This window comes from Paenibacillus sp. 2TAB23, assembly GCF_052115165.1.
Taxonomy (GTDB): Bacteria; Bacillota; Bacilli; order Paenibacillales; family Paenibacillaceae; genus Pristimantibacillus.
The window spans coordinates 234,539-256,474 of record NZ_JBFRGD010000011.1 but is presented as its reverse complement, the minus strand read 5'-3'; the positions used below and the strand labels follow the sequence as shown (position 1 = coordinate 256,474).

Here is a 21,936-nt window from a genome sequence, read left to right as displayed (position 1 = left end):
TCGTGATACAGATAGTCAAAGATTACATTCATTATTATAACCATATTCGTATTCAAGCGAAACTAAATAACCAGTCACCGATTCAGTATCGGCAACTGGCATGTTAGTTAGGTGTTTTATCCCTGTCTCATTAGCAGGGGTCAGTTCCTATCCCTGCACCGCTTTTTTTTGAATTTGGTTTCTTGCTGCTTTCTTCAGCAAATGGTAGCCTTCCATGCTGACAAGGACAGGTTTCTTTGTTTGCATATGTAATGAACAGGTTTAATGTTAAACGGAGCATTTAAATGATTTTGGAGAAGCGTCAGCGGTCGTTTTTGTAAAGGGATTCCAACGATACCACGTTAATTCAAGGCAATCCCTGAGCAATGACGATCGGAAAAATATTTAAATGTGCAGTTTGCCGTTTAGCCCAAATAATAACGGGTATATTGCATAAGTAAACGGAGCATTTAAATGATTTTGGAGAAGCGTCAGCGGTCGTTTTTGTRAAGGGATTCCAACGATACCACGTTAATTCAAGGCAATCCCTGAGCAATGGCGATCGGAAAAATATTTAAATGTGCAGTTGCAGTTTGCTGCTTATCGGGGGATATTCCATCGTAAAATTAAAGCCTTTTGGGATATCCCCTTTTTTACCGTGCAGCAGGTTGTCCAAGAAGCTCTGGCAAGGTTACGAGCTCATACCCCTTGCTGCGAAGCAAGAGGATTAATTTGGGCAATGCGTTCACTGTGCCATAAAGGTTTTGATTCATTCCGCCTCCAGCGTGCTGGAGAATGATTGATCCGGGCTGAAGCGTTTTTTTTATGTTTTTCATAATTAAAGCACTGCTGGGGTTGTTCTTCCAATCGACAGAATCAACATCCCAATTGACGATCGAGAAGCCGGCATACTTGCTCCACCTGACCTGCTGCGGCAGCAGCTCGCCGTAAGGCGGACGTATGAAATGAGGCGAGTACCCGATTATATTGCTTATAATGGCATCCGTTCGCCAAATTTGCTTTTGGTAGCCCGTTAGGTTCAGGGTAGATAATACGGCATGATCATAAGAATGATTGCCAATGATATGCCCTTCTTTATGTATGCGGTTCACGATTGCCGGATATTTGGCAGCGCGGTTGCCGACGATGAAAAACGTAGCACAGACATCATATTTGGCTAGCACATCCAATATAAGCGGCGTATATTTTGGGTCTGGCGCATCATCGAATGTGAGGGCTATACGTTTGGATTGACGCGAGCCGTTCAGCAGGAATGAGTTCGGATACTGCTGGTGCAGCTTCACCCAAGACATGGATTCTGCACGTCGCTTCTTTTTTTCTTTCTGCGGCAGCCGTGCTTCTATTTGCGAAGTATCATGCAGATTACTTGCGGAATAAGCGTTTATTTCGGTCGTTGCACCAAGCAGCAGCATCGCCAGCAGAGCAATTCCTGCCGCATGCAGTCCTTTTATTGAACTTTTTTTATGCATCTTGATTCCTTCCCCGCAATCGAGTGTAAGTTAACTGTGCCGCTATTGTACCCTTGCGCGAGACTTTCATGCGCTTTACAGCGAAATAAGAGAAGCTTAAGATGAAAGAAGATGGATAAGGGAGGTAATACAATGAAATTACTGCAGTTTAAGCATTTTGACGAAATAAGATTAGGTTTGAAAACGGAAGCTGGCATTATTGATGTTAAAGCAGCATCAGAGGCTCTTCAGCTTTCTGTTCCATTCACGATGGAGTCTGCTATTGCAGGCGGGGATTCTGCAAGAGCGCAGCTGGAGACGCTTTGTGAGACAGCTTTAACAGAGAACGGTCCCTCCTATATTTTGAATGAAGCGATCCTTGCATTTGCTCCCGTCGTTTCCCGGCCGCAAAAGATCATCTGCGTTGGCTTGAATTACCGCAAGCATGCAGAGGAGACGAAAGCAGAGATCCCGACTTCGCCTATACTTTTCAACAAATTCGCGAATGCGTTAAGCGCGCATGGTGATCATGTCGAACTTCCGTTGACTAGCAATGAGGTGGACTACGAGGCGGAGCTGGCTATTATTATCGGAAAAACGGCTAAAAATATTGAAGAGACGGATGCGCTAAGTTATGTATATGGATATAGCTGCGCGAATGATTTGTCTGCCCGCAATTTGCAGCGGCGAACATCGCAGTGGATGCTTGGAAAAAGCTGTGACGGGTTTGCGCCAATCGGGCCTTATATCGTTACAGCAGATGAGGTGGATAATCCTGATAATCTGGCGATTTCTTGCAGTGTGAACGGGATACAAAAACAAAACTCAAGTACATCGGATATGATTTTTTCTTGCAGTGCTATTATCAGCTATGTTTCCAAGCATATGACGCTTGTTCCTGGCGATATCATATTGACAGGTACGCCTGAGGGTGTAGTGCTAGGCTATCCGCGTGATCAAAGGGTTTATCTGCAGTCAGGCGACACGGTTGAGGTAGCCATTGAGCAGTTAGGGAAGCTAACGGTTCAAATGACTTAATTGTAATTGATAATCATTATCGATTTTTGTATAATAAGAATAATGAATAATACTTGCAATTGGGTTGTTATGAGGGGACGGGCGCATCAATGAATGAAACCATGCTGGAATTGCTGGAGAGCAACTTTGATTTATCGATCAAAAAACATGAAAATCCTATTTTTAGCTGCCCCGTATCGGAGCTTCTGGACGAGGAGAAAATGAGATCGTTTTTGAAGCAGTACAATCCGATTTTGAAGGGCAATGACCCATCTGTAGCGGAGGTGTATGCGGCAGGCTGGTTTCGCGGACCAATGTTAGGATTGCTCTACATGCTTTCAGCTTGGGACAAAACATTGAACTTATCCTTGACTAATTTAACCGTTCAAATTTATATGGCTGATTATAATGGACATGAGTATGTAGCTTCTAATTTGTATCTGGATGATTCCGCTTTGGAGTCGGCACCTAAGCACATGCGTGATGAATGGGTAAAGGACAAATTGATTGGTTTTTTCGAAAACACGGTATTGCCCGTATTTGAGTCCATAGCTACGGTGGGTACATTGCAGGTCGGTATGTTATGGGGGCAATTGCCCACTTCGCTTGCCTATGGGTACGATCGGTTCATGGCTATGAATGAGACCGAGCAGGTCAAGCAGAAGGCGGAGCGGAATTTTGAGCTTGTGAAGTCGCTTGATGCAGCAGTCTTCGGGCGCAATAAAAACCCGCTAAACGTAAAGTTTCGCATGACCGAATCATTGGACAGTTCGGACAAACAAATGCGGCTGAAGTCATCCTGTTGTTTATATTATCATGTTGAAGGCGGATATTATTGCTATAGCTGTCCTAGAATTAAGGAAAGCGAGCGCGAGGAGCGCCGCTTGGCATATAGAGCCAAGCAGCAAGCGTAAGCGCGGCCTCTATAAGGTAAAAGCCCATCATCTACCCGCATTGCTGCGGAATAGACGATGGGCTTTTTCTAATGTGGAGATGCTTATTTCATTTTGAAAACATTGATTGTTCTTAGAAGCTGGGCAGCCATGGTACGCATGCGCTCTGTTTCCTCGACGACCGCTTGGACGGAAGCGATTTGCTCGTTCATAGAAGCGGAAACCTGTTCTGTGCCTGCTGCGGATTGCTGCGTAATGGCTGAAATATTCTGAATAGCTCCAGAAATTTTGCGTGCGCTCTCGAGCATGGCATCACTTTCTTGAGAGAAAACAAATATTTTGTCCGTAATAAATTGAACGCTCTGTACGATTTCTGTAAAAACAAGCTCAGACTCTTTAATATGCTCAGTTTGCAGCTTTACAACCTCTTCGTTTGTTTTCATATTGCTAATCGTATGCTTGATGCCTTCATCGATGGATTTCACAAGATTGAAAACCTGCTTGGTGGAAGCGCTGGATTCCTCAGCAAGCTTACGTACCTCTTGGGCAACAACAGCGAAGCCGCGGCCATGCTCTCCCGCTCTTGCTGCTTCGATCGAAGCGTTCAAGGAAAGCAGATTCGTTTGTTCAGCCAAATCGGAGATCGTTGTTGTGATTGCACTGATTCCGCGAGCTTTTCGGGCCAAATCTTCAATCGTTGCGGATACCTTCTCCGTAGCTTCGACGTTTCGGCGCATGCCTTCAGCCTGAATATCGAGTGCCTTCATGCCTTTGTCTACAAGCTGCAGCGTTTGCTCTGAGCGAGTATTCATCTCTTTTGTCGAGGTCGCGTAGTCAGAAACTTTTTCTTCGATCTCCGTGATGGATTCGCTCATATCAGAGACATCCTCGGAAATTTCGTTTGCTCCAGTAGCAAGTTCGTTGGCGGATGCCGCTACCTGCTGCATCGCGATTTGGATATTGTTGTTTTTATCAAATATGCTGTGGCTCGTATCGGATACATGACGGATAATGTTGGATGTTTCCGTCAGTATGTCACGAAGCTTGTCTATCATGCTGTTAAAGGAATGGCCTAGCTCACCTAATGCAGAGGACGAAGTTGTATCAATTTTTTGCGTGAAGTCACCCTTCGAAATACGAAGAGCTGTTCCTTTAATCTCATCGAAGGAATTGTTAATCGATTTCTCAATAAAGGAAACGAGCGGGAGCGTAGCGATTGCCATAATGATTGTGACGATAATTCCTGCAACAAGCGAGCCGCCGGATACGGATAAAACGATAAGCATAATGAGGGCGAACACCGCTAAATTCAAATAAGAAGTGATCAGCAGCTTGTTGCGCACAGAAAGCGAATAGTACCATTGGATCATTATGTAAGCGCTCCTTTTATTAGATTATCCATATTATAGCACCCGATGCGAAATTGGTCTATAATTGTCGATTTGCAAAATATATAAATAATTGAAGCGCGCAAGCGGGTTTTCGGAAAATACCAAACGCTTTTTCGGTGTGATAACAATTAGAAAATGATACCATTATCGGTAATCAAGAAATATATTTGATAATTAATGTTAATTGTTGAGCTGTGGTTCTATTATCCTAAGAGTAAGCATGAATACTGTAGCCATATAACAGATGCTTACGTAGTGATGAAATAAATAGGTAATTTTGTTCACGCCAGCTTCGGAAATGGTGAAAATTATTCGAAGCTTATTTAATTATGTAATAATATTACAATGTATACTAAATAAAAAGTCGAATAAAATCATTTAATCCATAATTACTTGAAATAACATATTGTAAATGATAGAAAAGAACTATATAATATGAAACGAGACCTAAATGGTAACTCATACCTAATAATTCATAAAGGAGGAAAAAATGTATGCAAACGGATTCGGCGTCGCTCGCACGTCAAGTGGAATTTGTTTTTCGCCAGCTCGAAGGGGAATTGACTAATGCCACTGCAGGAACAGTAATGATACATATCAGAAATAATGCAGTCGGGAAATTCGGGGTTCGGCATCATCCCATTGAGAGCAAGAACGGAAAGTTTGAGGTTGAGGACAAGGGGCTCTCATCCTTGCAAGTACAGGCTTTCAAGCAAATGGCAATTGAATCGCTGAAATTCAGGCAGGAATGGACGCACGGAGAGATTTTATATGATTTCTCTGTTCGCCCAAGCTCAAATTCATGGTCAGCCAGTATCCTTTTCGAGTCTAATTACAATATGGCTAATTGGAATTCGCGTTATTATCCGAAACGAAATGACTTATGGGATAACAATAGACAGTCACATGAATAAAACAAAAAGCTGACGATAATCGTCAGCTTTTCCAGTCTATAGGCCGAAATCAAGATCGGGATACACATAAGGGGATTCGGGAGCTTTGACTCTCTCCATCTTCATGGTATCCAATGTAATAATTTCATTGTCCATATAAGTAGAGGTGGTCAACGTTCCTTTGACGGTTACCCATTCATCTTCGACGTAATCAAGCGCTTTGGGCCAAATAATCATCAAACCGTATGGCAGTGCATCTGCCGAGCAGCAGTTCATGGCGAAGCGGCTGACAGCCAGGCGATCCTTGCCCATATCCTCTTCACGGTAAACAAATCCCGTTATTTCAACCTCTTTCCCAATAAAAGCTTCTCGGTAAAGGTCCAGCGTAGTAAGCGTCTCAATAAATTGCTTCTCAGGCACGCTGATCAGCGCTTGCTCGTAAAGCTTCTTGCCGTATGCAGCGTGCGTCTCCGTATACTCGTCGTATGGAAATAGAGTATCAATGCCGCTTTCCGCTTTAGCATCTTCTTCATTTGAAGGAGGCTGCACTGCTGCCTTGGTATCGGAATCTGCATTGATCTCTTTGCTTTCTGAGCGATCAAGCTCTGGCGAGACAGTGCTGTCAGTGCGTTCGATGCTTGCGCTGCCCGATAAACTCATTCCTTTTTTGGAGGCAAGCGCGCTTCCTAGCGTACCGGTTGGGATGAGGAAGCCAAGCAGCAGCGGGAAAACAAATAGACCGTAAATGAGCACATTTTTGACAATAGAAGGTGAGGGCTCATGCTCGCAATCGCAATCAGGAGCCTGCTTGCCCATTCGCTTCTGGAGCGCGGCATAGATCTGGTAAATAGCTGCTGCGTAAAGGCCCAGAGCTGAGAGCTTGACGTAAAGCTCCATTCTTGGCGCAATGTACAACATCATTTCGCCGGTCCGGTCCAAGTAGACGATAAACATGGCAAAGCCGGTTAGAATAGCTGCTCGAATGAAATGATGGATCATAATAGCACCTCCGTAATGATGGCGCCGATAAAGGTCAGCGCAGCAGTTAATCCAATAAGGATAAGTACGAATTTAACTCGGAACGTGCTAAGCAGCATCAGTGTGTTCTTAAGATCGATCATGGGTCCGAAGACGAGAAAAGCAAGCAGTGGTCCGAAATCAAACATGCCGCTGAAGGATGAAGCGATAAAAGCGTCGGATGTTGAGCAAATCGAGAGAATAAAGGCAAATCCCATCATGAAGATATAAGAGAATACAGGCTGGTCGGCAAAAGCGGCCAACGTATTGCGGTCAATTACGGTTTGAATTACTGCGGTCAATAAAGCGCCAAAAATCAAATATTTGCCCATTTCGAAAAATTCATCTGAAGCATGAGACAGAATCGAGGCTACCCGCCCCTTAAATCCTTTGTGATGTGCGCTGTGGTCGTGTGAATGGGAGTGGCCATGATGAACCATATGCAGAGCAGGTGTAGCTTTGAGCGGACTTTTTTTCATGAACTTATAGAGCAGCAAGCCGACGATAACGGCGATCGTGAAGGCTAGTCCCATTCGAGAGTAAGCCATCTCAGGCTTCGTCCGGAAGGCAGTGAAGGTCGAGGCATAAACGATCGGATTGACGATAGGTCCTGCAAGTAGATAGACAATACCAATATAAGCAGGCATGCCTTTGCGAATCAAGCGCCTGACGACAGGGATCATTCCGCATTCGCATAATGGAAACAAAATGCCAAGCAATGCACCAAAGAGAACGCCTGCAATCGGATTTTTAGGTGTGAATTTTTGAATGAGTTCATCAGTTACGAATACTTGAAGCAAAGCCGAGAATAGAACGCCAAGCAGGATAAATGGAAATGCTTCTAATATAATGCTGATAAATAATATTTTAAAGGATTGCAGGTTGGCAGCATTTAGAAGCTCCGTTGGCCATTCACGGTTGGTCACGATTAACGCAAGCATGATTAGGCAGCCAACGCCGAGCAGCGGGGTGCCATAGCGGAATAAAAATTTCAACATGATTCAGTATCCTCTCTTCTTTGTAAGGATTACGATTACCAGTATAGCTTATGCTGGAGAATACGACAATAGGACAACTATTTCATCACTTGACTTTGTAAATATCCTAGGTATAATCGTCTTAAATGCAATGATGGGGATAAGTAAGCTTGAATGACTTGCGCACAGAGAGCCGGTGGTCGCTGCGAACCGGTGCAAGCTTCGATGCAGAATGGACCCCGGAGCCTATGAACGGAATCCGGCAGAAGATGAAGCCGAAGATGTTTGTACGGACGCTCCCCGTTATGGAGCAAGAAGGCTTATGGGTACCAGACAACGCTTGTTTCTTGATAAAGCGTACCATTAGCGAATTAGGGTGGCACCACGGTCCCTCGTCCCTTGCGGCGGGGGATTTTTTGCGTATTTTTATAACTGAAACATGAATATGGAAAGAGGTTGGTACATGATGAAAAAGGTCCTTTCAGGCATACAGCCGAGCGGCCAGCTTACGCTAGGCAACTACATCGGCGCGATGCAAAACTTCGTGAAATTGCAGCATACGGAAGAATGTTTTTTTATGGTAGTCGACCTGCATGCGATCTCGGTGCCTCAGGAGCCCGCAGCACTTAGAGAGCAGACCGAGGCGGTAGCCGCTTTATTTATAGCTGCCGGCATCGATCCGCTCAAAGCGAACGTGTTCGTCCAATCGCATGTCCGCGCGCATGCAGAGCTAGGATGGTTGTTCACGACGCTTGCCAATATGGGCGAGCTGGAGAGAATGACGCAGTTCAAAGATAAATCATCAGGCAAGGATTCGGTTGGCGCGGGGTTGTTCGTCTATCCGACGCTGATGGCTGCAGACATTTTGATTTACAATGCGGATCTCGTTCCGGTTGGGGACGATCAGAAGCAGCATTTGGAGCTTACACGCGATTTGGCTCATCGTTTCAATACGAGGTTTGGAAAGTACTTCACCATTCCGGAGCCTTATATTCCGAAAGTAGGCGCGCGCGTCATGTCGCTTGACGATGCAAGCAAAAAGATGAGCAAAAGCAATCCGAATGTCGGCAGCTTTATTGCACTGCTTGATCCACCGGATGTCATCCGCAAGAAGATTAGCAGAGCGACGACCGATTCCGGCCGCGAAGTGAAATTCGACCCGGCGAATAAGCCTGAAATCAGCAATCTGATGGGCATTTACTCGCACTGCGCGAATATGAGCATAGAAGAGGTTGAGGCTCGTTATGAGGGGCAAGGCTATGGGCCATTCAAGAAAGAACTTGCGGAGCATGTTGTCTCCGTGATAGAGCCGCTGCAAGCCAGATATCATGAAATCCGCAGCTCAGGAGAAATTCATGAGATTCTTAAAAAGGGCGCAGAACGTGCTTCTGTTATAGCAGACCGTACGCTTGCTGACGTGAAAGAGCGGATGGGCTTTCTTTCTCCACGCGGCTAGTCAATGAAACGAAAAACCAGGATGGACGCATCGCGTCAACCCTGGTTTTTTCTGCGTAAACGGGCTTTTACAATAAAGCCTGCCCCAATCGTAAAGAGGCTCAGCAGACCAAATAACAGCACAAGCCAACCGCTATAGCTAATGGAAACTGCCATCGCGCTCATAAACAAAATAGCAACCACGGAAAAAAACAAAGAAAGAGGCTTAGACACGGTGAATTTCTCTCCTTAACCAATCATCAATATATTTTTTAATGTTTAAGAATAGTTTCCGAAGCAGTGCACATAATAAGCTTGCAAGCTTGCAACACACATCAAAGTGCAGAGGACGAAAGGAGAAATACATTATGGCAGGAAGCAGAAGCAATCAACTTGTTGTTCCACAAGCAAACCAAGCTATACAACAACTGAAACTTGAGGCAGCACAAGAACTCGGCGTGCAAATTCCTCAAGATGGCTACTACGGTAATGTTTCGACGCGTGATGCTGGCTCCCTAGGTGGCTACATTACGAAAAAGCTAGTCCAAATTGCTGAACAACAGCTGTCTGGCGGTTCCCGTTAATCGTTTCTAATACACAATGATGAATTGAAGCCCAAGGCTTGCCTTGGGCTTTTTAAATATATAAGCATTTATATGGTTTTACATATAAATGTGCTTATATATCTCCGCGAAACGACTGCTTTTGCCACAGAGGACGGCGACAGCCATTTACGCTTGTGCGTTATGCCTTATTTTATCACAGGTGGAATAGAGATGCGCTTCTCTTTTTTTGACAAAAAAGAAAGCTCCGTGCAATCTCAGCAGGAGCTTTCGTCCATAATGCGTTAATAGGTGTCCATCCGCAATCGTTTCATCAATCGTTCATCGCTGAGCCAGCCCACGTATGAGCCGATCGTTTCATCATTTTTGTTCATAAGCAGTACGCCGACGAACGGATATTGCTTGCGATGCCGATATCTAACGTCACACCATCTTACTTCATAGCCCCATTGATGCTCCCGCACATCGGCGCAAGCAAAGCTCGTGAAATAAAGAAAGGATCGTATGGCCGGATCGTTTTTGGATTTGGCAACGGCGGGGTGGCTAGAGCATTTTACGCGGTCCAGCCATATCAGCTTGCCGTTCCGTAAATTACCTATAACGAAACCGCCATCTTGTGACTGCTTAACTACGTTCCAGATCGTTAATGAAATGGTCGGTATGGCGATATATACGTCACCCGTTTCATATTCGGAGTCCAGCTTCTTCATCCGCTGTACGGTGCTTCTTGCCGTTAAAGTCCGCCATACGAAATAAATAGTCAGAAACGCGTACATGAGCGGAAATACGAAGGCAGGATTTACGAAGCCGCCTGCCCAAAGTAAAATAGCTATGACATGGGTGGTAAAGATGATTGGATCGAAAATATGGATAATATTCCAAGAAATCCACTTATCCGTAAAAGGACGCATAGCTTGCGTACCGTATGTGTTGAACAGATCAGTGAAGACATGTACGCATACGGCGAGCAGTACCCACCCTCCGACATGGAGCCAAGGAAGGCTGCCGCGATAAAAGAGTTGGAGTATGCCGGTAATGAGGACCGTCCAAATGGCGATTGCCGGCAACGAGTGGGAAATGCCGCGGTGGTTGCGTACATAAACGGCATTCCCTTTCAGTCGCAGCAAGCCGTCCAGATCAGGCGCTTGCGATCCGATTACGGTGCCGAGCAATACGGCAGTCTGAATCGTTTGATCCCCTGCAACTACAGGGTCAATTGCAGCCAAACCGGCAAGTCCGATGCCCATGACAAGATGTGTTCCAGTATCCATATCGAATCCTCCCATAATGAATGATTAGGTGTAGTATCGACGGTTCAGGGGAACTTTATCAATGTAAGTAAAAGGGGACATGACAAGCATGTATATTTGTTTTGCGGAATACCGTATTGCAGAGGAGAGCCGCCTTTCATTTCTTGAATTGACGAATAAGCTGCTTCAGCATGAAATGGATATGTATTTATATGAAGGAACGGATCAGCCGAATCTGTTTGTTGAGGTATGGCATGCACCTACTTCCGCTGAGGCGGAACAAATCAAAAAAGAACGCTGCGGAGAGCGTTCTTCTTGGTCAGAGGTTTCAAGCTATATTGTTGGCGGTCAGGCGAAGCTGCATGTGTGGACCTTTAAGCCCGTTCATCCAAACAAGCAGGATGCGGTTAGCGGCTAGAATTAACAGTACCTAAGGTGGCCATTCCAAGCGGCGTGGATGAGCTGACGACGCTGCCTTGGAACGGGTATTCATAAGCGATAGGCTCATCGAAAGTCACGTAATCCAGATTGAGCGTTAAGAGTAAGTAGCGCATGCCTGTCGTTGGATCGCTGATTACGATATGATCGCGCCCAGCGGCTTCAATTACGCCTTTGAAAATTTTGGCGTTCCATTCCCGGTTGTTCTCGTATGTCATATAGAAGGTTGCCATTTTGCCGCGGTTTAAACGAAGAATGTTCTCTACGTAAGATTCCTCAACGGCTGGAAGGGTAACGATGTTGCCTCCGGCAGGCGTAACGAATGCGCCGCTTGGAACGCTAGGAGGAGCTTGCATTTGTGCGCCTTGCACCTGCATGTTTGTCGGAAGCTGGGCAGGGAACGTCGTAGGCTGGGCAGCCATTGCCATTGGATATCCGTAGTGGCCATAGCCACCATATCCATAACCTGGGTAGCTGCCCGTATTTGCTGGACTTACTGGGTTTTTGTAGCCGTAACCGTTAGACATGTTGAATTTCCTCGCTTTCACACATTAGAAATAGGATTAATAAACCGCTGGACAGTCGCCGCGCGTCGGAATAAAGAAGCAATGGGCCTTATATCTTCCGCTGTTGGACTGGTCCCACCATGTGTCTGGGCAGCTGCCTGCCGGGCGGAAAAACCAAAGCGCATTGGACGCCGGGTGCTGTCGTTCTCCATTAATGATCCGTTTGGCTAAGCGGATGTCCTTATCGCGCGCGCTTTGGTAGAAGTAGCCTTTTGTCGTCGCTTCGAAGCCGCCTGGCCGTTGATTGACCATTTGTTGAATGGAGCGAATGTTTTTGAAATCCAGACAGTTGCCGAGTACGCGGTTTACTCCGACATTGCCGACCATCAGCATGCCAAGCTCGCCTTCGCCCTCTGCTTCCGCTCGCATGAGCCTGGCGAGCATCTTCGTATCCTCGGAGTTGGTTTTAATGACGGCCATAGACTTGACGGTTCACTTCCCTTCGCTAGCTTTAAGAACCTCGCTTTGAATGGGCATCTAACTACATAGACAGTGTACTCGGCGCCTACCCAAAAGGTGACTAAATGATTTGTCACAATTTGCGTGGCAAAATGATGAACAAACCCGTCGAACATTGTCACAGCTACTTTTTTTCGGTATGATTAAGAACGGTTCATTAATGGATGATAGATGCCGCATGGCGTCTTGTCGCAAAACTCGGGAGGCTCGCTTCGTGCTGAAAGACTTAATTGCATTAACAAAACCGCGGCTACTTCGACTTAACGTGTTCGCTGCGCTAGGTGGTTTCTTGGTTGCTTCCAAATGGGATATTGATTTCCTATTGCTTATATGGGCGCTAATCGGTTCAACGTTGACGATTGCGTCGGCTACCGTCATTAATAACTATTGGGACAGGGAACTTGATTTGAAAATGGAGCGCACGAAGGACCGGGCTCTGCCGACTGGCCGCATGCAGCCGGGAACCGTGCTTGCTTACGGCATCGTGCTCGGAATTGTTGGACTTGCCGTGCTATTCCTGCTCGTGAATCCATTGTCGGGCTGGCTAGGCTTGCTCGGATGGTTCGTTTACATCGTCATCTATACTATGTGGTTGAAGCGGACGTCTACATGGAGTACTTCGGTCGGTGGGATTTCAGGAGCCATGCCGCCTGTAATTGGATACTGCGCAGTTACGAATGAAGTCGATGCCGGTGCTTGGATTTTGTTCGCGTTATTGTTTCTGTGGCAGCCTGCACATTTCTGGTCGCTTGCGATTCGAAGAGTGGAGGAATACAGGGAAGCCGGATTTCCGCTATTGCCCGTCGTGAAAGGGATCAAACGGACTAAGCTGCAAATGATTCCTTATATCGTGCTATTGCTTCCGGCTAGTATTTTGTTCTATACGTATGGGTATGTGGGCATCTATTTCTTGATTATTTCGGTTGTGGTTGGTTTGCTGTGGCTCGTTCATACGCTCCGCGGCACAGGCGCCAAGGATACGGAAAAGTGGGCAAAAACGAATTTTCTTATATCGGTCAATTACTTAATGGTTATATTCATTGTAATGATTCTGAATACGACGGGATCATAGTCATTCGTACAAGGAGTGAATAACGTGGCATTTGTTAAGAAGCATAGCTTCAAGATTGCAGTGCTGGCGCTATGCGCGGCAATGGGTATTTATTTGTTTATAACGTACGGCATGCAGCCGAAACAGACGCTGCCTGTGCTGCAGGCTGCTCCGGCTTTCGAGATGAACGATATCGACGGGAAGCCAGTTTCGCTGGCATCGACAAACGGCAAAGCGCGCGTCGTTTATTTTTACTTTGCGAACTGTCCGGATGTATGTCCTCCGACCACCTTCCTGCTCTCGCAGGTTCAAGACCAGCTCGAGGCAGAAGGCAAGCTAGGCAAAAGCGCCGATCTAATTTCCATTACGTTTGATCCGGAGCGCGATACGCCTGATGCAATAAGGGACTTTGCGAAGCGCCATTTCGCTGATACAAGCAGCTGGCATTTCCTGCGCGGAGATGAAGAGACGGGTACGCTGCAATTGGCGAGGGACTTTGGCGTCGCGGTCATCAAAGAAAAAGACGGCTCTTATACGCATATGAATGTCATTACAATTGTGGATAAGGACGGACAAATCCGCAAATGGATCAACGGAAGCTCAGAGGATTTAACGGCAAAGAGCATCGTTGACGAGCTTAACAAGATTCTCTAAAATTCATCTTTGCTCCATACCGAAGCGGGACTTAGCGCGGCATAATTAATATGCGCATCGAGTCCCGCTTTTTCTAATTGCTCAATTAAATATTCAAGCGGGGTATGCTCTACGCCTGAATAGCCTTTGCGGGTATAGATATGCTCGGCATCCGGGAATACGTCCCTGAGAAGGAACCTGATCCGCTTCCCAGAGGAATCATTATCGGTAAATATGTATGCTTGATCATGACCTACCTGTCTGCGCAGCTTATCAAGCTGATCGGAGCCGGGCGTGCCGAATGTGCAATAAATGCGCACCTCCTCGTCAAGGACGCGTCTTAATCTCGATTTATCGTTTTTGCCTTCTACAATAATGGCTATTTCCATCTGTCATCACCTCGAATGAAAGTTAAAGCGGAGCGGAAGCGTTATGCTTAGTTTACCACCTTATTTCGATTTTACCGATATTACATGGGATAAAGATTTTGCAAGGCTGAAAAAGAAAAACAGCTGACCAGGATGGTATCCTAGTCAGCCATTTTTGATTTCAAATTAGTACATGCATGTGCATGCGATGATCACGAGCAGGATAAACAATACGAGAATGATGCCGATATTCGAGTGGCCGTTGTGCCCGCAACCTTGATTTAATCCGCCTACATTTCCAGACATATATGGTGTCACCCCGTTTCATTTGCTTGAGAGCGATGATAGCCATTAGCCTGCTTCGGCTGTTTACCGGCTGGTCATTTGCCATAATGTATGATATGTGGCGGGGAGGAATTAGCCCTGTGCGTTTACCCATGCCTATGAAAAATGGGTGCGCGAGGGAATCGAACGTGAAATATGCAGCGGCAAAAGCGTGACGGCGATCATTAAAGCGATGAATGCGATGTAATAAGGGGATAGATGATCACGTACTTGACCTGCAGCCATCGGGCCTATAAAGGCGCCAATTGAGAACGCGATCGAAAGAACAGAAAAAGTTCTTCCGTAGCGGGCTCCTCCGCTAAGCTCGATCAATAACGTAGAGAGCGCCGGCAGTATGACGCCCTTAGCCATACCGACTAAAAGCAGCATAAGGGTAAGCGGAGCCGGTATTTGGGAGGCTATGCCGAAATAGACGATGGCAAGAAATAACGAGCCCCAAAGTGTCCGTTGGTACGCGGGTACGCGGTTAAGGAAAAGCATGCTCAGCGTAACGAGCGCTCCGATACTGACTACAGAGAATAAAAGTCCTGTCGTCATCATTGCTTCCTTGGTCTTGGCAAGCAGCGGGAGCTCGAACGATAGAATGCCTTGGGCACAGCTTATCGCTACTGGCAGCAGATAGATGAGCCACGGGATGGAAGCTGGCTGCTCCAATGGAAGCTTTGGTTTCTCCTTAGGCTGCTGCTCTGCATCGGGTACAGCAGCTTGAGCGCTGCCTGCGCGTGCATCGCGAATGAAGAAAATCGCACAAACGGAAGTGACGATGAGAATCCAGCCCAGCAGCGTGAAAGCAGTCGCAAAGCCGATTTTGGCAACCAAATAGGCGCCAGCGGCTGGAGAAACAACTGATGCGAGCGTATGGACGAGCCCGTTCCCGGCCATGAGCTTGCCTTGCTGCGTGCGGTCGGTAGTCATTTTGGCAAGCAAGGATAGGCAGGCGGGCGACAGGAAGGCAAGCACGAAGCCGCTTATGGAGCGCAGCAGCAGCAGCTGCCAAGGGTTGGTGACATGTGACTGGAATAAGAGTACGATTCCGGCTGCCATCAGGCTGAACACGATAAAGAATCGACTGCCGTATCGGTCAACGCCGAAGCCCGCTATTAAATTGCCGGGCAGGTGCGTGATAGAGTACATGCCCATCATCAATCCAATAAAGGAAGGCGCTGCGCCAAGCGATATGGCGAATGGCGTCAAGATCGGGTATTGCGCGTGCAGGTCAAAGAAAGCGACGAACAAAAATAAATAAAGCCAAATTGCGGTTTTCACAGGGCTTCCCCTCCTAGCCAATTACACACTTATATACTTGTACGTTTTAGTTGGACAGGATATGTCTGCTGAAAAAGAGAGCAAGCGTTTACGCCCTATAAACTGTAGGTTATAATATTTTGTAATGAGGTTTTGTACGAGGTATAATGAAGGGGATGACAACTTGGATTTTTTGAATTTTTCGACGTATGATTGGGACACATGGACGGCGTTCTTCAAAGAGCATTGGCTCGTGCTTGTTATTGCGCTTATTGTGCTGCTGCTTATTGTCCGTGTCGTCAAGACCGTTATCAAGTGGGCGATCGCGGCGGTCATTATCATTGGTATAATTGTATATAGCGGCTATAGCATGGACGACCTGAAGGAGATCGGCACCAAGGTGGCGGATACGGTCAAGCAGGAAGCCGTGAATGCAATGGTAGGCGAGGCGAAGGATGCAACCTTTGTTACGAATGCGGACGGTACGTTCACGGTGAAAACCAAAAACCTAGAGCTGACCGGCGTGCCGGGCGACAAAGAGGTTGCCGTTTCGTTTCGCGGAACGGAGCTCGGCAAATGGAAGCTTGACAGTACGATTCAAGCCCTCATCGATCAAGCGAAGCAGAACGGATAATGCTTATGGCGAGCTGGGTACAACGATTGAATGAGCTGGAGCCTATTGGCGTTATTGTGTTTTTTCTGCTGCTTGGCTCTCTAGTGCAAGGGATGAGAAGAGGCGCGTCTGGTTCAGCGAAGCGCCTCTTCTTTTTTGTATGGGAGGGCATTGTGATTGCGGTCTGCCTCGTGCTTTCTGCTCAGCTCACGAATCGATTGTCGCCAGCTGCGGCCAAGTGGCTGACTGGCGCGGTAAAGGTCCCGCAGCAAGAACTGAGCGGAATAGAGCAAGCTTGGTATACGCTTGTGACGAGCTTGCGCGATTTCGCGCTGCTCCGCTATGCGGTTATGTTTCTGCTCAGCTATTTGCTGCTGCGCGCACTGGCTGCACTTATCGAGCCTATGGCAGAACGTGCAGTAGAGGGCATGCTGCGCAGCAGGAGCAAAGAGGAGCCGCTTGCTGAAATACGCGGCAAGAAACAAGCCAGCCGTGCAGTAGGTGCATTGCTGGGCGCTATCCACGGGGCCGGTCGTTCATTCGTATTCGTAGCTTTGCTATTCGTTTATGTGTCGCTAATGCCTAACGGCTGGTATGTCGATCAAATATCCAATTCACAGGTCTACAGCAAAGCTGCTGCTTGGTTAAGCCCGGTTGCCGGAGACGTTCTCACTGGACAGGGACCCGTGTTTACCGAGGCGGTCGAAGCGCAGTTCAAGCAAATTTTGCAGCGCAAATACGAAATGATTGATTATGCCATTCCCGCAGAGATCGAGCAGGCAGCTGTTTATGTAACGAAGGATGCGCAGACGGATGAGGCAAAGGCAAGAAGCCTGTATGAATGGCTAGGTACGAGAATAGCCTATGACTATGACAAAGCCCGCAATTATGAAGAGCAAGGCATTTGGAAGGAACAAAACCCTCCCGAAACATTTGATACGCGTAAAGGCGTCTGTATAGATATAGCTCGCTTGTATGCTGTGATGGCAAGATCCGTTGGTCTCGAGGTGCGGGTTGTAACGGGAATGGGGGCTAACGGGTCTGGAGGCTTTGGACCGCATGCTTGGAATGAGGTGCGTATCGGGGCCGGCGCTGACAGCTGGATTCCGCTGGATGCTACATGGGCGAATGCGGGGGACTGGTTTAACCCGCCAGGATTCGATGAAACCCATATCAGGGAAGCATAGCTTGCTTATAGAGCGGCACATTTAATATAGGAATATGAGGTGATTCAACATGCAGGATGATCCGCAGAAGCGGGAAATTATTAACAGGCGCCATTTTTCATTTCGATTGAACTTATTTTTTTTCGTAACCTTTGCATTATTTAGCGTATTAATCGTTCGATTAGCCATTCTGCAGTTTGTGGAGGGTCCGACACTTAGCGCGGAAGGGATTGACAAATCAACACGCAGTGTGAAGATTCCACCGATACGCGGCAATATCTATGATTCCAACGGCGTTGAGATTGCTTACTCGACGTCAACGCAGTCGATCTATTTCAGCGTACAGCCGGAGCTTAAGCTCGCGGATGCGAAAGAGAACGCGAAGGAGATGGCCGCGAAGCTGCTGGAGGTTTTTACGGAATACGGCGATCCGGCCAAGGCGATGACGGTTGATGATATTATTCGTCAGATGGATTTGGACTTCAAGCGCAACAACATCTCGACGCCAAGACGGATCAAATCGGGGTTAACCAATGAAGAAATCGCGTATTTCATGGAGAATCGTACCAAATTCAAGGGAATCGATATAATGGAGGAAAGCGTCCGGAATTACAGCACAGACTCCATTGCGGTTCAATTGGTCGGCTATCTGAAGAAATACAAGGGTGTCCGTGAAACGGTCGATTTCTATAAGGAGAAAACGACGGAGGAAGATGCAACGCTTCAGTACTTGGAAGAAGAGGACGTTGGCATGGATGGTCTCGAGTTCATGTACCAGGACGTATTGCGGGGGACAAACGGCTTGAAGACGTATCCGGTCAACAATGCGGAACGGATCATTGGCCCAATGCAAATTACGAATCCGCAGAAAGGCTCCGACATTTATTTGACCATCGATAAAAATGTGCAGCTTAAAACAGAGCAAGCTATTATGGATCAATTGAAAACCATTACGACATCAACAAATAAGTATGAACGGGCAAAATACGCCCAAACCGGCTTCGCAGTCGCAATGGAAGTAGATACCGGTAAAATCGTAGCGATGGCGAGCATGCCGGATTATGATTCCAATATATGGTCAGGCGGGCGAATCAGTCCGGAGGATTACGAGAACTTCCAGAACGTTCTGTCGAACGGAACGATTCGAACCGTTTATGGCAAGTATACGGAGGAGGAGCGCAACGAGCATCCATCTTCAATTCTGCCTCCAGGTTCAACGATGAAGCCGTTGTCCGTCCTTATCGGCTTGAACGAGAAATTGTTCAAGACCTCATCGATATATCAGGATAAAGGATTATTCTCTTATGGCAAGAAGGGATATGAGACCTATATTCGCAACTCGCAGGGTCATGTATACGGCAATATAGACGGGGCTCAGGCCATTCAGCACTCCTCAAACCCGTTCATGGCATCGATGGTCGGGGACAGACTCTACATGCGAGGATCGGTTGGCGGGAAAAGCAGCGTGGAGATTTGGGACAGCTACATGAAGCAGTTCGGGCTTGGCGTATTGACAGGCAGCGGCTTGCCGAACGAAACAAAAGGGATTATCGAGTATTTCAAGGAATCTGAAAGCGGCAGTGCGCAGTCGGCATTGATCCAAGCGTCCTTCGGCCAACAGGGACGTTATACGACGCTGCAGCTAGCTCAATATGCTGCTATGCTCGCGAATCGCGGGAAGCGAATGAAGCCGCAATTCGTCAACGAAATTAAGGACTCTGACGGTAATGTCATTCAGGGCTATAAGCCTGAGATTCTGAACGAAGTCAAGTTTCCCATTGAATATTGGAACGAAATTGAGACGGGCATGTCCAAAGTAAGCTCGGGAGGCTTTGAAGGTGTAGATTATACCTATCGCCGTAAGACAGGAACCTCCGAGCAATCCGTTAAAGGGCGTACGGCAGAGAATGCGGTATTTATCGCATACGCGCCGGCTGACAAGCCCAAACTTGCAGTAGCCGTTGTCGTTCCTGACGGCGGTTTCGGCTCATACGGAGCATCGCCGATCGCTCGCAAAATATTCGACGCCTACAATGAGGAAGTTGGTTTGTATGGCGTACCTAAGAATAAAACCGTCAATAACGCAAAGAGTGCAGGCACCACAGGCACGACGGTTGATACGACTACGACCGATGCTACGAACGTAGCGGTTAATGAGACGAATGAGTGAGGAAGAGATAGTAAAGGCAGGCTGGAGCTAAGGCTCCAGCCTGCCTTTTTTGTTGTGAATCCGCCCATTTTAAAATAAATGTTGCACTAGAGAAACATTTTTGTGTATTATTAAAAAAAAGGCATTAGGCAAACTAATATTCATAAGGGCAACCTTTGCCGCATATAAAAAAACGACAAGGATTTAGGAGGTCTTATTTATGGGTAAAACATTTAAGACGAATTCAGCACTTCGCAGATTCATTATGACGATCGTATTTCTAACGGTGACGGCAATTGCAACTTCGGCCTGCGGGCAAAATGCGGATGGCGGCCAAAGCGGCAAATTGAACATTACGGCGACGACGGGGATGATCACCGATGTTGCCCAGCAGGTAGGCGGCGAATACGTCGAGGTAAGCGGTTTGATGGGAGCGGGAATCGACCCCCATCTATACAAAGCATCGCAGGGCGATGTGAAGAAGCTGGATGAAGCGGATATCATTTTCTACAACGGGCTTCATTTGGAAGGGAAAATGGCTGAAATGTTCGAAGCGCTGGAGAAGCGCAAGCCAACCGTTGCCGTATCTGAATATTTGACAGAAGAGCAATTGCACACTGCACCTGGGCAAGGGGCAGGGATGCATGACCCGCATATCTGGTTTAACGTCAAGCTGTGGATATCGGCAACGGAAGTCATACGCGATACATTGGTAGAGAAGGATGCTTCCCACGCTGATTATTACAAAGACAATGCGGCTGCCTATATCAAAGAGCTTGAGGAACTGGATGCTTATGCAACGGAGCAGATTGCAACCATCCCTGAATCCAGCCGAATTCTCGTTACTGCGCATGATGCTTTTGGCTACTTCGGAGAAGCATACGGGTTAACTGTCACGGGTTTGCAGGGAATGAATACGATGTCTGAGTACGGCTCCAAGGATGTCAGCAAGCTTCGGGATTACTTAGTTGAGAAAAAAATCAAAGCGGTGTTTATCGAATCGAGCGTACCGAAGAAATCAATCGAATCGGTCATTGAGGGAGCACGCCAATTAGGCCATGAGGTAGTCATTGGCGGTGAGCTTTTCTCCGATGCCATGGGCGATGCGGGAACGGTGGAAGGCACTTATATTGGCATGGTGAAACATAATGTGGATACGATTGTAGCTGCACTGAAATAGCACATACAGAGGAACGAAAGTGAGTGATGATGATGAGTCCATCTCAAACGGCAGCAAACACGACGGCGAAAGCGGCAGCACCGCTTAGCATTAAAGGTTTAAGCGTCGCATACCAGAAGAAGCCTGTGCTTCGGAATGTATCCTTCGAGGTAAATGAAGGCGAGCTGGTTGGCGTAATCGGCCCGAACGGAGCAGGCAAATCCACGCTCATGAAGGCGGCGCTTGGACTCATTCCGAGCATCGGCGGGGAAGTTCTCGTATACGGGAAGCCCTACAAGCAGCAGCGCAAAATGATCGGCTACGTCCCGCAGCGCGAATCGGTCGACTGGGATTTCCCGACGAATGCGCTTGATGTTGTACTTATGGGCCGTTACGGCCATCTTGGCTGGTTCCGTCGTCCAAGCGCGAAGGATAAGGCGCTGGCGCTGGAATGCCTGAACAAGGTCGGCATGGCCGATTATGCGGGCAGGCAGATCAGCCAATTGTCAGGCGGCCAGCAGCAGCGCGTATTTCTGGCACGCGCGCTTGCGCAGGATGCGAAGCTTTACTTTATGGATGAACCGTTCGCCGGCGTTGACGCCGCAACGGAGAAAGCGATCATAACGCTGCTTCAGGAATTGAAGCTGCAAGGAAAAACAGTCATTGTTGTGCATCATGACCTTGCGACGGTACAGGATTATTTTGATTCCGTTCTGCTGCTGAACGTGGAGCTTCAAGCGTTTGGCCCAACCGAGCAAACCTTTACGCAGGAGCAGCTGCAGCGCACATACGGCGGCAGGCTTGCGTTTCTTGACCGCAGCCTGCAATCCCCGTCGCGGCTTGACGGAAAGGGTGAGTAAA

Annotated in this window: 25 protein-coding genes and 1 other annotated feature; of the genes, 14 read left to right on the top strand and 11 right to left on the bottom strand. The window is 47.4% G+C overall.

Annotated elements, in window-relative coordinates; all coding sequences use genetic code 11:
- Positions 1-107: IS3 family transposase (locus AB4Z29_RS17745; protein ID WP_441944359.1), on the top strand; the 107-nt coding region annotated here is incomplete at its 5' end.
- Between the two features lie 525 nt (positions 108-632).
- Here AB4Z29_RS17745 and AB4Z29_RS17740 read toward each other — a convergent pair.
- Positions 633-1,469, bottom strand: coding sequence for a polysaccharide deacetylase family protein (locus AB4Z29_RS17740; RefSeq protein ID WP_441944346.1), 837 nt, complete (start codon positions 1,467-1,469; stop codon positions 633-635).
- Positions 1,470-1,601: 132 nt separating this feature from the next.
- Here AB4Z29_RS17740 and AB4Z29_RS17735 point away from each other — a divergent pair, with 132 nt between their 5' ends.
- Entirely contained in the window at positions 1,602-2,486 is an 885-nt protein-coding gene (locus AB4Z29_RS17735) for a fumarylacetoacetate hydrolase family protein (RefSeq protein ID WP_441944345.1), read from the top strand.
- 89 nt (positions 2,487-2,575) lie between these two features.
- Complete coding sequence (locus tag AB4Z29_RS17730; protein ID WP_441944344.1) at positions 2,576-3,379, top strand: (2Fe-2S)-binding protein; 804 nt, start codon at positions 2,576-2,578, stop codon at positions 3,377-3,379.
- Positions 3,380-3,462: 83 nt separating this feature from the next.
- Here AB4Z29_RS17730 and AB4Z29_RS17725 read toward each other — a convergent pair whose 3' ends face one another.
- The gene (locus AB4Z29_RS17725) at positions 3,463-4,725 is read right to left on the bottom strand and encodes a methyl-accepting chemotaxis protein (protein WP_441944358.1); all 1,263 of its coding nucleotides are present in this window, start codon (positions 4,723-4,725) and stop codon (positions 3,463-3,465) included.
- A gap of 518 nt (positions 4,726-5,243) precedes the next feature.
- On the opposite strand from AB4Z29_RS17725, the gene AB4Z29_RS17720 reads away from it, so the two are divergent.
- A complete protein-coding gene (locus AB4Z29_RS17720; protein WP_441944343.1) occupies positions 5,244-5,663 on the top strand; it encodes an O-methyltransferase in 420 nt (139 codons plus the stop codon).
- 36 nt (positions 5,664-5,699) lie between these two features.
- On the opposite strand, the gene AB4Z29_RS17715 is transcribed toward AB4Z29_RS17720, so the two are convergent.
- Together AB4Z29_RS17715 and AB4Z29_RS17710 are read right to left on the bottom strand one after the other, a co-directional pair.
- On the bottom strand, positions 5,700-6,641 hold the full coding sequence (locus AB4Z29_RS17715; protein ID WP_441944342.1) for a TIGR03943 family putative permease subunit: 942 nt from the start codon (positions 6,639-6,641) through the stop codon (positions 5,700-5,702).
- On the bottom strand, positions 6,638-7,657 hold the full coding sequence (locus tag AB4Z29_RS17710) for a permease (RefSeq protein ID WP_441944341.1): 1,020 nt from the start codon (positions 7,655-7,657) through the stop codon (positions 6,638-6,640). Before AB4Z29_RS17710 ends, AB4Z29_RS17715 begins: the two co-directional genes overlap by 4 nt.
- A gap of 121 nt (positions 7,658-7,778) precedes the next feature.
- Positions 7,779-8,039: a binding site (T-box leader), on the top strand.
- 63 nt (positions 8,040-8,102) lie between these two features.
- On the opposite strand from AB4Z29_RS17710, the gene trpS reads away from it, so the two are divergent.
- Entirely contained in the window at positions 8,103-9,092 is a 990-nt protein-coding gene (trpS, locus tag AB4Z29_RS17705; RefSeq protein ID WP_441944357.1) for a tryptophan--tRNA ligase, read from the top strand.
- A gap of 35 nt (positions 9,093-9,127) precedes the next feature.
- Here the strand turns inward: trpS and AB4Z29_RS17700 are convergent, their stop codons facing one another.
- Positions 9,128-9,304 (bottom strand): DUF5325 family protein, encoded by a 177-nt coding sequence (locus AB4Z29_RS17700; protein ID WP_183559057.1) that lies wholly within the window; start codon positions 9,302-9,304, stop codon positions 9,128-9,130.
- A 134-nt stretch (positions 9,305-9,438) separates the two neighbouring features.
- Between AB4Z29_RS17700 and AB4Z29_RS17695 the strand changes: the two genes are divergently transcribed.
- A complete protein-coding gene (locus AB4Z29_RS17695; protein ID WP_138754728.1) occupies positions 9,439-9,654 on the top strand; it encodes an alpha/beta-type small acid-soluble spore protein in 216 nt (71 codons plus the stop codon).
- A 263-nt stretch (positions 9,655-9,917) separates the two neighbouring features.
- Here AB4Z29_RS17695 and AB4Z29_RS17690 read toward each other — a convergent pair whose 3' ends face one another.
- Positions 9,918-10,904, bottom strand: coding sequence for a metal-dependent hydrolase (locus AB4Z29_RS17690; RefSeq protein ID WP_441944340.1), 987 nt, complete (start codon positions 10,902-10,904; stop codon positions 9,918-9,920).
- 88 nt (positions 10,905-10,992) lie between these two features.
- Here AB4Z29_RS17690 and AB4Z29_RS17685 point away from each other — a divergent pair, with 88 nt between their 5' ends.
- Positions 10,993-11,301, top strand: coding sequence for a hypothetical protein (locus tag AB4Z29_RS17685; RefSeq protein WP_441944339.1), 309 nt, complete (start codon positions 10,993-10,995; stop codon positions 11,299-11,301).
- On the opposite strand, the gene gerQ is transcribed toward AB4Z29_RS17685, so the two are convergent.
- Positions 11,291-11,848 carry a spore coat protein GerQ gene (gerQ, locus tag AB4Z29_RS17680; RefSeq protein ID WP_441944338.1) on the bottom strand — a complete coding sequence of 186 codons (558 nt, stop codon included), beginning with the start codon at positions 11,846-11,848 and terminating at the stop codon, positions 11,291-11,293. The genes AB4Z29_RS17685 and gerQ overlap by 11 nt on opposite strands.
- Before the next feature lie 36 nt (positions 11,849-11,884).
- The gene (locus AB4Z29_RS17675; protein WP_441944337.1) at positions 11,885-12,307 is read right to left on the bottom strand and encodes a cell wall hydrolase; all 423 of its coding nucleotides are present in this window, start codon (positions 12,305-12,307) and stop codon (positions 11,885-11,887) included.
- A 217-nt stretch (positions 12,308-12,524) separates the two neighbouring features.
- Between AB4Z29_RS17675 and cyoE the strand changes: the two genes are divergently transcribed.
- Positions 12,525-13,418 (top strand): heme o synthase, encoded by an 894-nt coding sequence (gene cyoE / locus AB4Z29_RS17670; RefSeq protein WP_441944336.1) that lies wholly within the window; start codon positions 12,525-12,527, stop codon positions 13,416-13,418.
- Positions 13,419-13,442: 24 nt separating this feature from the next.
- Positions 13,443-14,051, top strand: coding sequence for an SCO family protein (locus AB4Z29_RS17665; protein WP_441944335.1), 609 nt, complete (start codon positions 13,443-13,445; stop codon positions 14,049-14,051).
- Here the strand turns inward: AB4Z29_RS17665 and AB4Z29_RS17660 are convergent.
- The 3 genes from AB4Z29_RS17660 to AB4Z29_RS17650 form a co-directional block, all read right to left on the bottom strand.
- Positions 14,048-14,419 carry a toprim domain-containing protein gene (locus AB4Z29_RS17660; protein ID WP_441944334.1) on the bottom strand — a complete coding sequence of 124 codons (372 nt, stop codon included), beginning with the start codon at positions 14,417-14,419 and terminating at the stop codon, positions 14,048-14,050. The genes AB4Z29_RS17665 and AB4Z29_RS17660 overlap by 4 nt on opposite strands.
- Positions 14,420-14,584: 165 nt before the next feature.
- Positions 14,585-14,704 carry a hypothetical protein gene (locus AB4Z29_RS17655; RefSeq protein ID WP_183559041.1) on the bottom strand — a complete coding sequence of 40 codons (120 nt, stop codon included), beginning with the start codon at positions 14,702-14,704 and terminating at the stop codon, positions 14,585-14,587.
- Positions 14,705-14,839: 135 nt separating this feature from the next.
- Positions 14,840-16,009, bottom strand: coding sequence for an MFS transporter (locus AB4Z29_RS17650; RefSeq protein ID WP_441944333.1), 1,170 nt, complete (start codon positions 16,007-16,009; stop codon positions 14,840-14,842).
- Between the two features lie 163 nt (positions 16,010-16,172).
- Here AB4Z29_RS17650 and AB4Z29_RS17645 point away from each other — a divergent pair, with 163 nt between their 5' ends.
- The 5 genes from AB4Z29_RS17645 (at position 16,173) to AB4Z29_RS17625 (ending at position 21,935) form a co-directional block, all read left to right on the top strand.
- On the top strand, positions 16,173-16,622 hold the full coding sequence (locus tag AB4Z29_RS17645) for a hypothetical protein (protein ID WP_183559037.1): 450 nt from the start codon (positions 16,173-16,175) through the stop codon (positions 16,620-16,622).
- A complete protein-coding gene (locus tag AB4Z29_RS17640) occupies positions 16,622-17,788 on the top strand; it encodes a transglutaminase domain-containing protein (protein WP_441944332.1) in 1,167 nt (388 codons plus the stop codon). Before AB4Z29_RS17645 ends, AB4Z29_RS17640 begins: the two co-directional genes overlap by 1 nt.
- Positions 17,789-17,837: 49 nt before the next feature.
- On the top strand, positions 17,838-19,937 hold the full coding sequence (locus tag AB4Z29_RS17635) for a peptidoglycan D,D-transpeptidase FtsI family protein (protein WP_441944331.1): 2,100 nt from the start codon (positions 17,838-17,840) through the stop codon (positions 19,935-19,937).
- A gap of 199 nt (positions 19,938-20,136) precedes the next feature.
- Positions 20,137-21,096 carry a metal ABC transporter solute-binding protein, Zn/Mn family gene (locus tag AB4Z29_RS17630; RefSeq protein WP_441944330.1) on the top strand — a complete coding sequence of 320 codons (960 nt, stop codon included), beginning with the start codon at positions 20,137-20,139 and terminating at the stop codon, positions 21,094-21,096.
- A 29-nt stretch (positions 21,097-21,125) separates the two neighbouring features.
- Complete coding sequence (locus AB4Z29_RS17625; protein ID WP_441944356.1) at positions 21,126-21,935, top strand: metal ABC transporter ATP-binding protein; 810 nt, start codon at positions 21,126-21,128, stop codon at positions 21,933-21,935.
- The last annotated feature ends 1 nt before the right edge of the window (position 21,936 follow it).

Bases quoted from the DNA above. Each gene is read 5' to 3' on its own strand.
- AB4Z29_RS17715 (WP_441944342.1), bottom strand. From the start codon at position 6,641: ATGATCCATCATTTCATTCGAGCAGCTATTCTAACCGGCTTTGCCATG.
- AB4Z29_RS17720 (WP_441944343.1), top strand. From the start codon at position 5,244: ATGCAAACGGATTCGGCGTCGCTCGCACGTCAAGTGGAATTTGTTTTT.
- cyoE (WP_441944336.1), top strand. From the start codon at position 12,525: ATGGCGTCTTGTCGCAAAACTCGGGAGGCTCGCTTCGTGCTGAAAGAC.
- gerQ (WP_441944338.1), bottom strand. From the start codon at position 11,848: ATGTCTAACGGTTACGGCTACAAAAACCCAGTAAGTCCAGCAAATACG.
- AB4Z29_RS17675 (WP_441944337.1), bottom strand. From the start codon at position 12,307: ATGGCCGTCATTAAAACCAACTCCGAGGATACGAAGATGCTCGCCAGG.
- AB4Z29_RS17740 (WP_441944346.1), bottom strand. From the start codon at position 1,469: ATGCATAAAAAAAGTTCAATAAAAGGACTGCATGCGGCAGGAATTGCT.
- trpS (WP_441944357.1), top strand. From the start codon at position 8,103: ATGAAAAAGGTCCTTTCAGGCATACAGCCGAGCGGCCAGCTTACGCTA.
- AB4Z29_RS17655 (WP_183559041.1), bottom strand. From the start codon at position 14,704: ATGTCTGGAAATGTAGGCGGATTAAATCAAGGTTGCGGGCACAACGGC.
- AB4Z29_RS17690 (WP_441944340.1), bottom strand. From the start codon at position 10,904: ATGGATACTGGAACACATCTTGTCATGGGCATCGGACTTGCCGGTTTG.
- AB4Z29_RS17685 (WP_441944339.1), top strand. From the start codon at position 10,993: ATGTATATTTGTTTTGCGGAATACCGTATTGCAGAGGAGAGCCGCCTT.
- AB4Z29_RS17640 (WP_441944332.1), top strand. From the start codon at position 16,622: ATGCTTATGGCGAGCTGGGTACAACGATTGAATGAGCTGGAGCCTATT.
- AB4Z29_RS17625 (WP_441944356.1), top strand. From the start codon at position 21,126: ATGATGAGTCCATCTCAAACGGCAGCAAACACGACGGCGAAAGCGGCA.
- AB4Z29_RS17635 (WP_441944331.1), top strand. From the start codon at position 17,838: ATGCAGGATGATCCGCAGAAGCGGGAAATTATTAACAGGCGCCATTTT.
- AB4Z29_RS17730 (WP_441944344.1), top strand. From the start codon at position 2,576: ATGAATGAAACCATGCTGGAATTGCTGGAGAGCAACTTTGATTTATCG.
- AB4Z29_RS17630 (WP_441944330.1), top strand. From the start codon at position 20,137: ATGGGTAAAACATTTAAGACGAATTCAGCACTTCGCAGATTCATTATG.
- AB4Z29_RS17660 (WP_441944334.1), bottom strand. From the start codon at position 14,419: ATGGAAATAGCCATTATTGTAGAAGGCAAAAACGATAAATCGAGATTA.
- AB4Z29_RS17735 (WP_441944345.1), top strand. From the start codon at position 1,602: ATGAAATTACTGCAGTTTAAGCATTTTGACGAAATAAGATTAGGTTTG.
- AB4Z29_RS17710 (WP_441944341.1), bottom strand. From the start codon at position 7,657: ATGTTGAAATTTTTATTCCGCTATGGCACCCCGCTGCTCGGCGTTGGC.
- AB4Z29_RS17695 (WP_138754728.1), top strand. From the start codon at position 9,439: ATGGCAGGAAGCAGAAGCAATCAACTTGTTGTTCCACAAGCAAACCAA.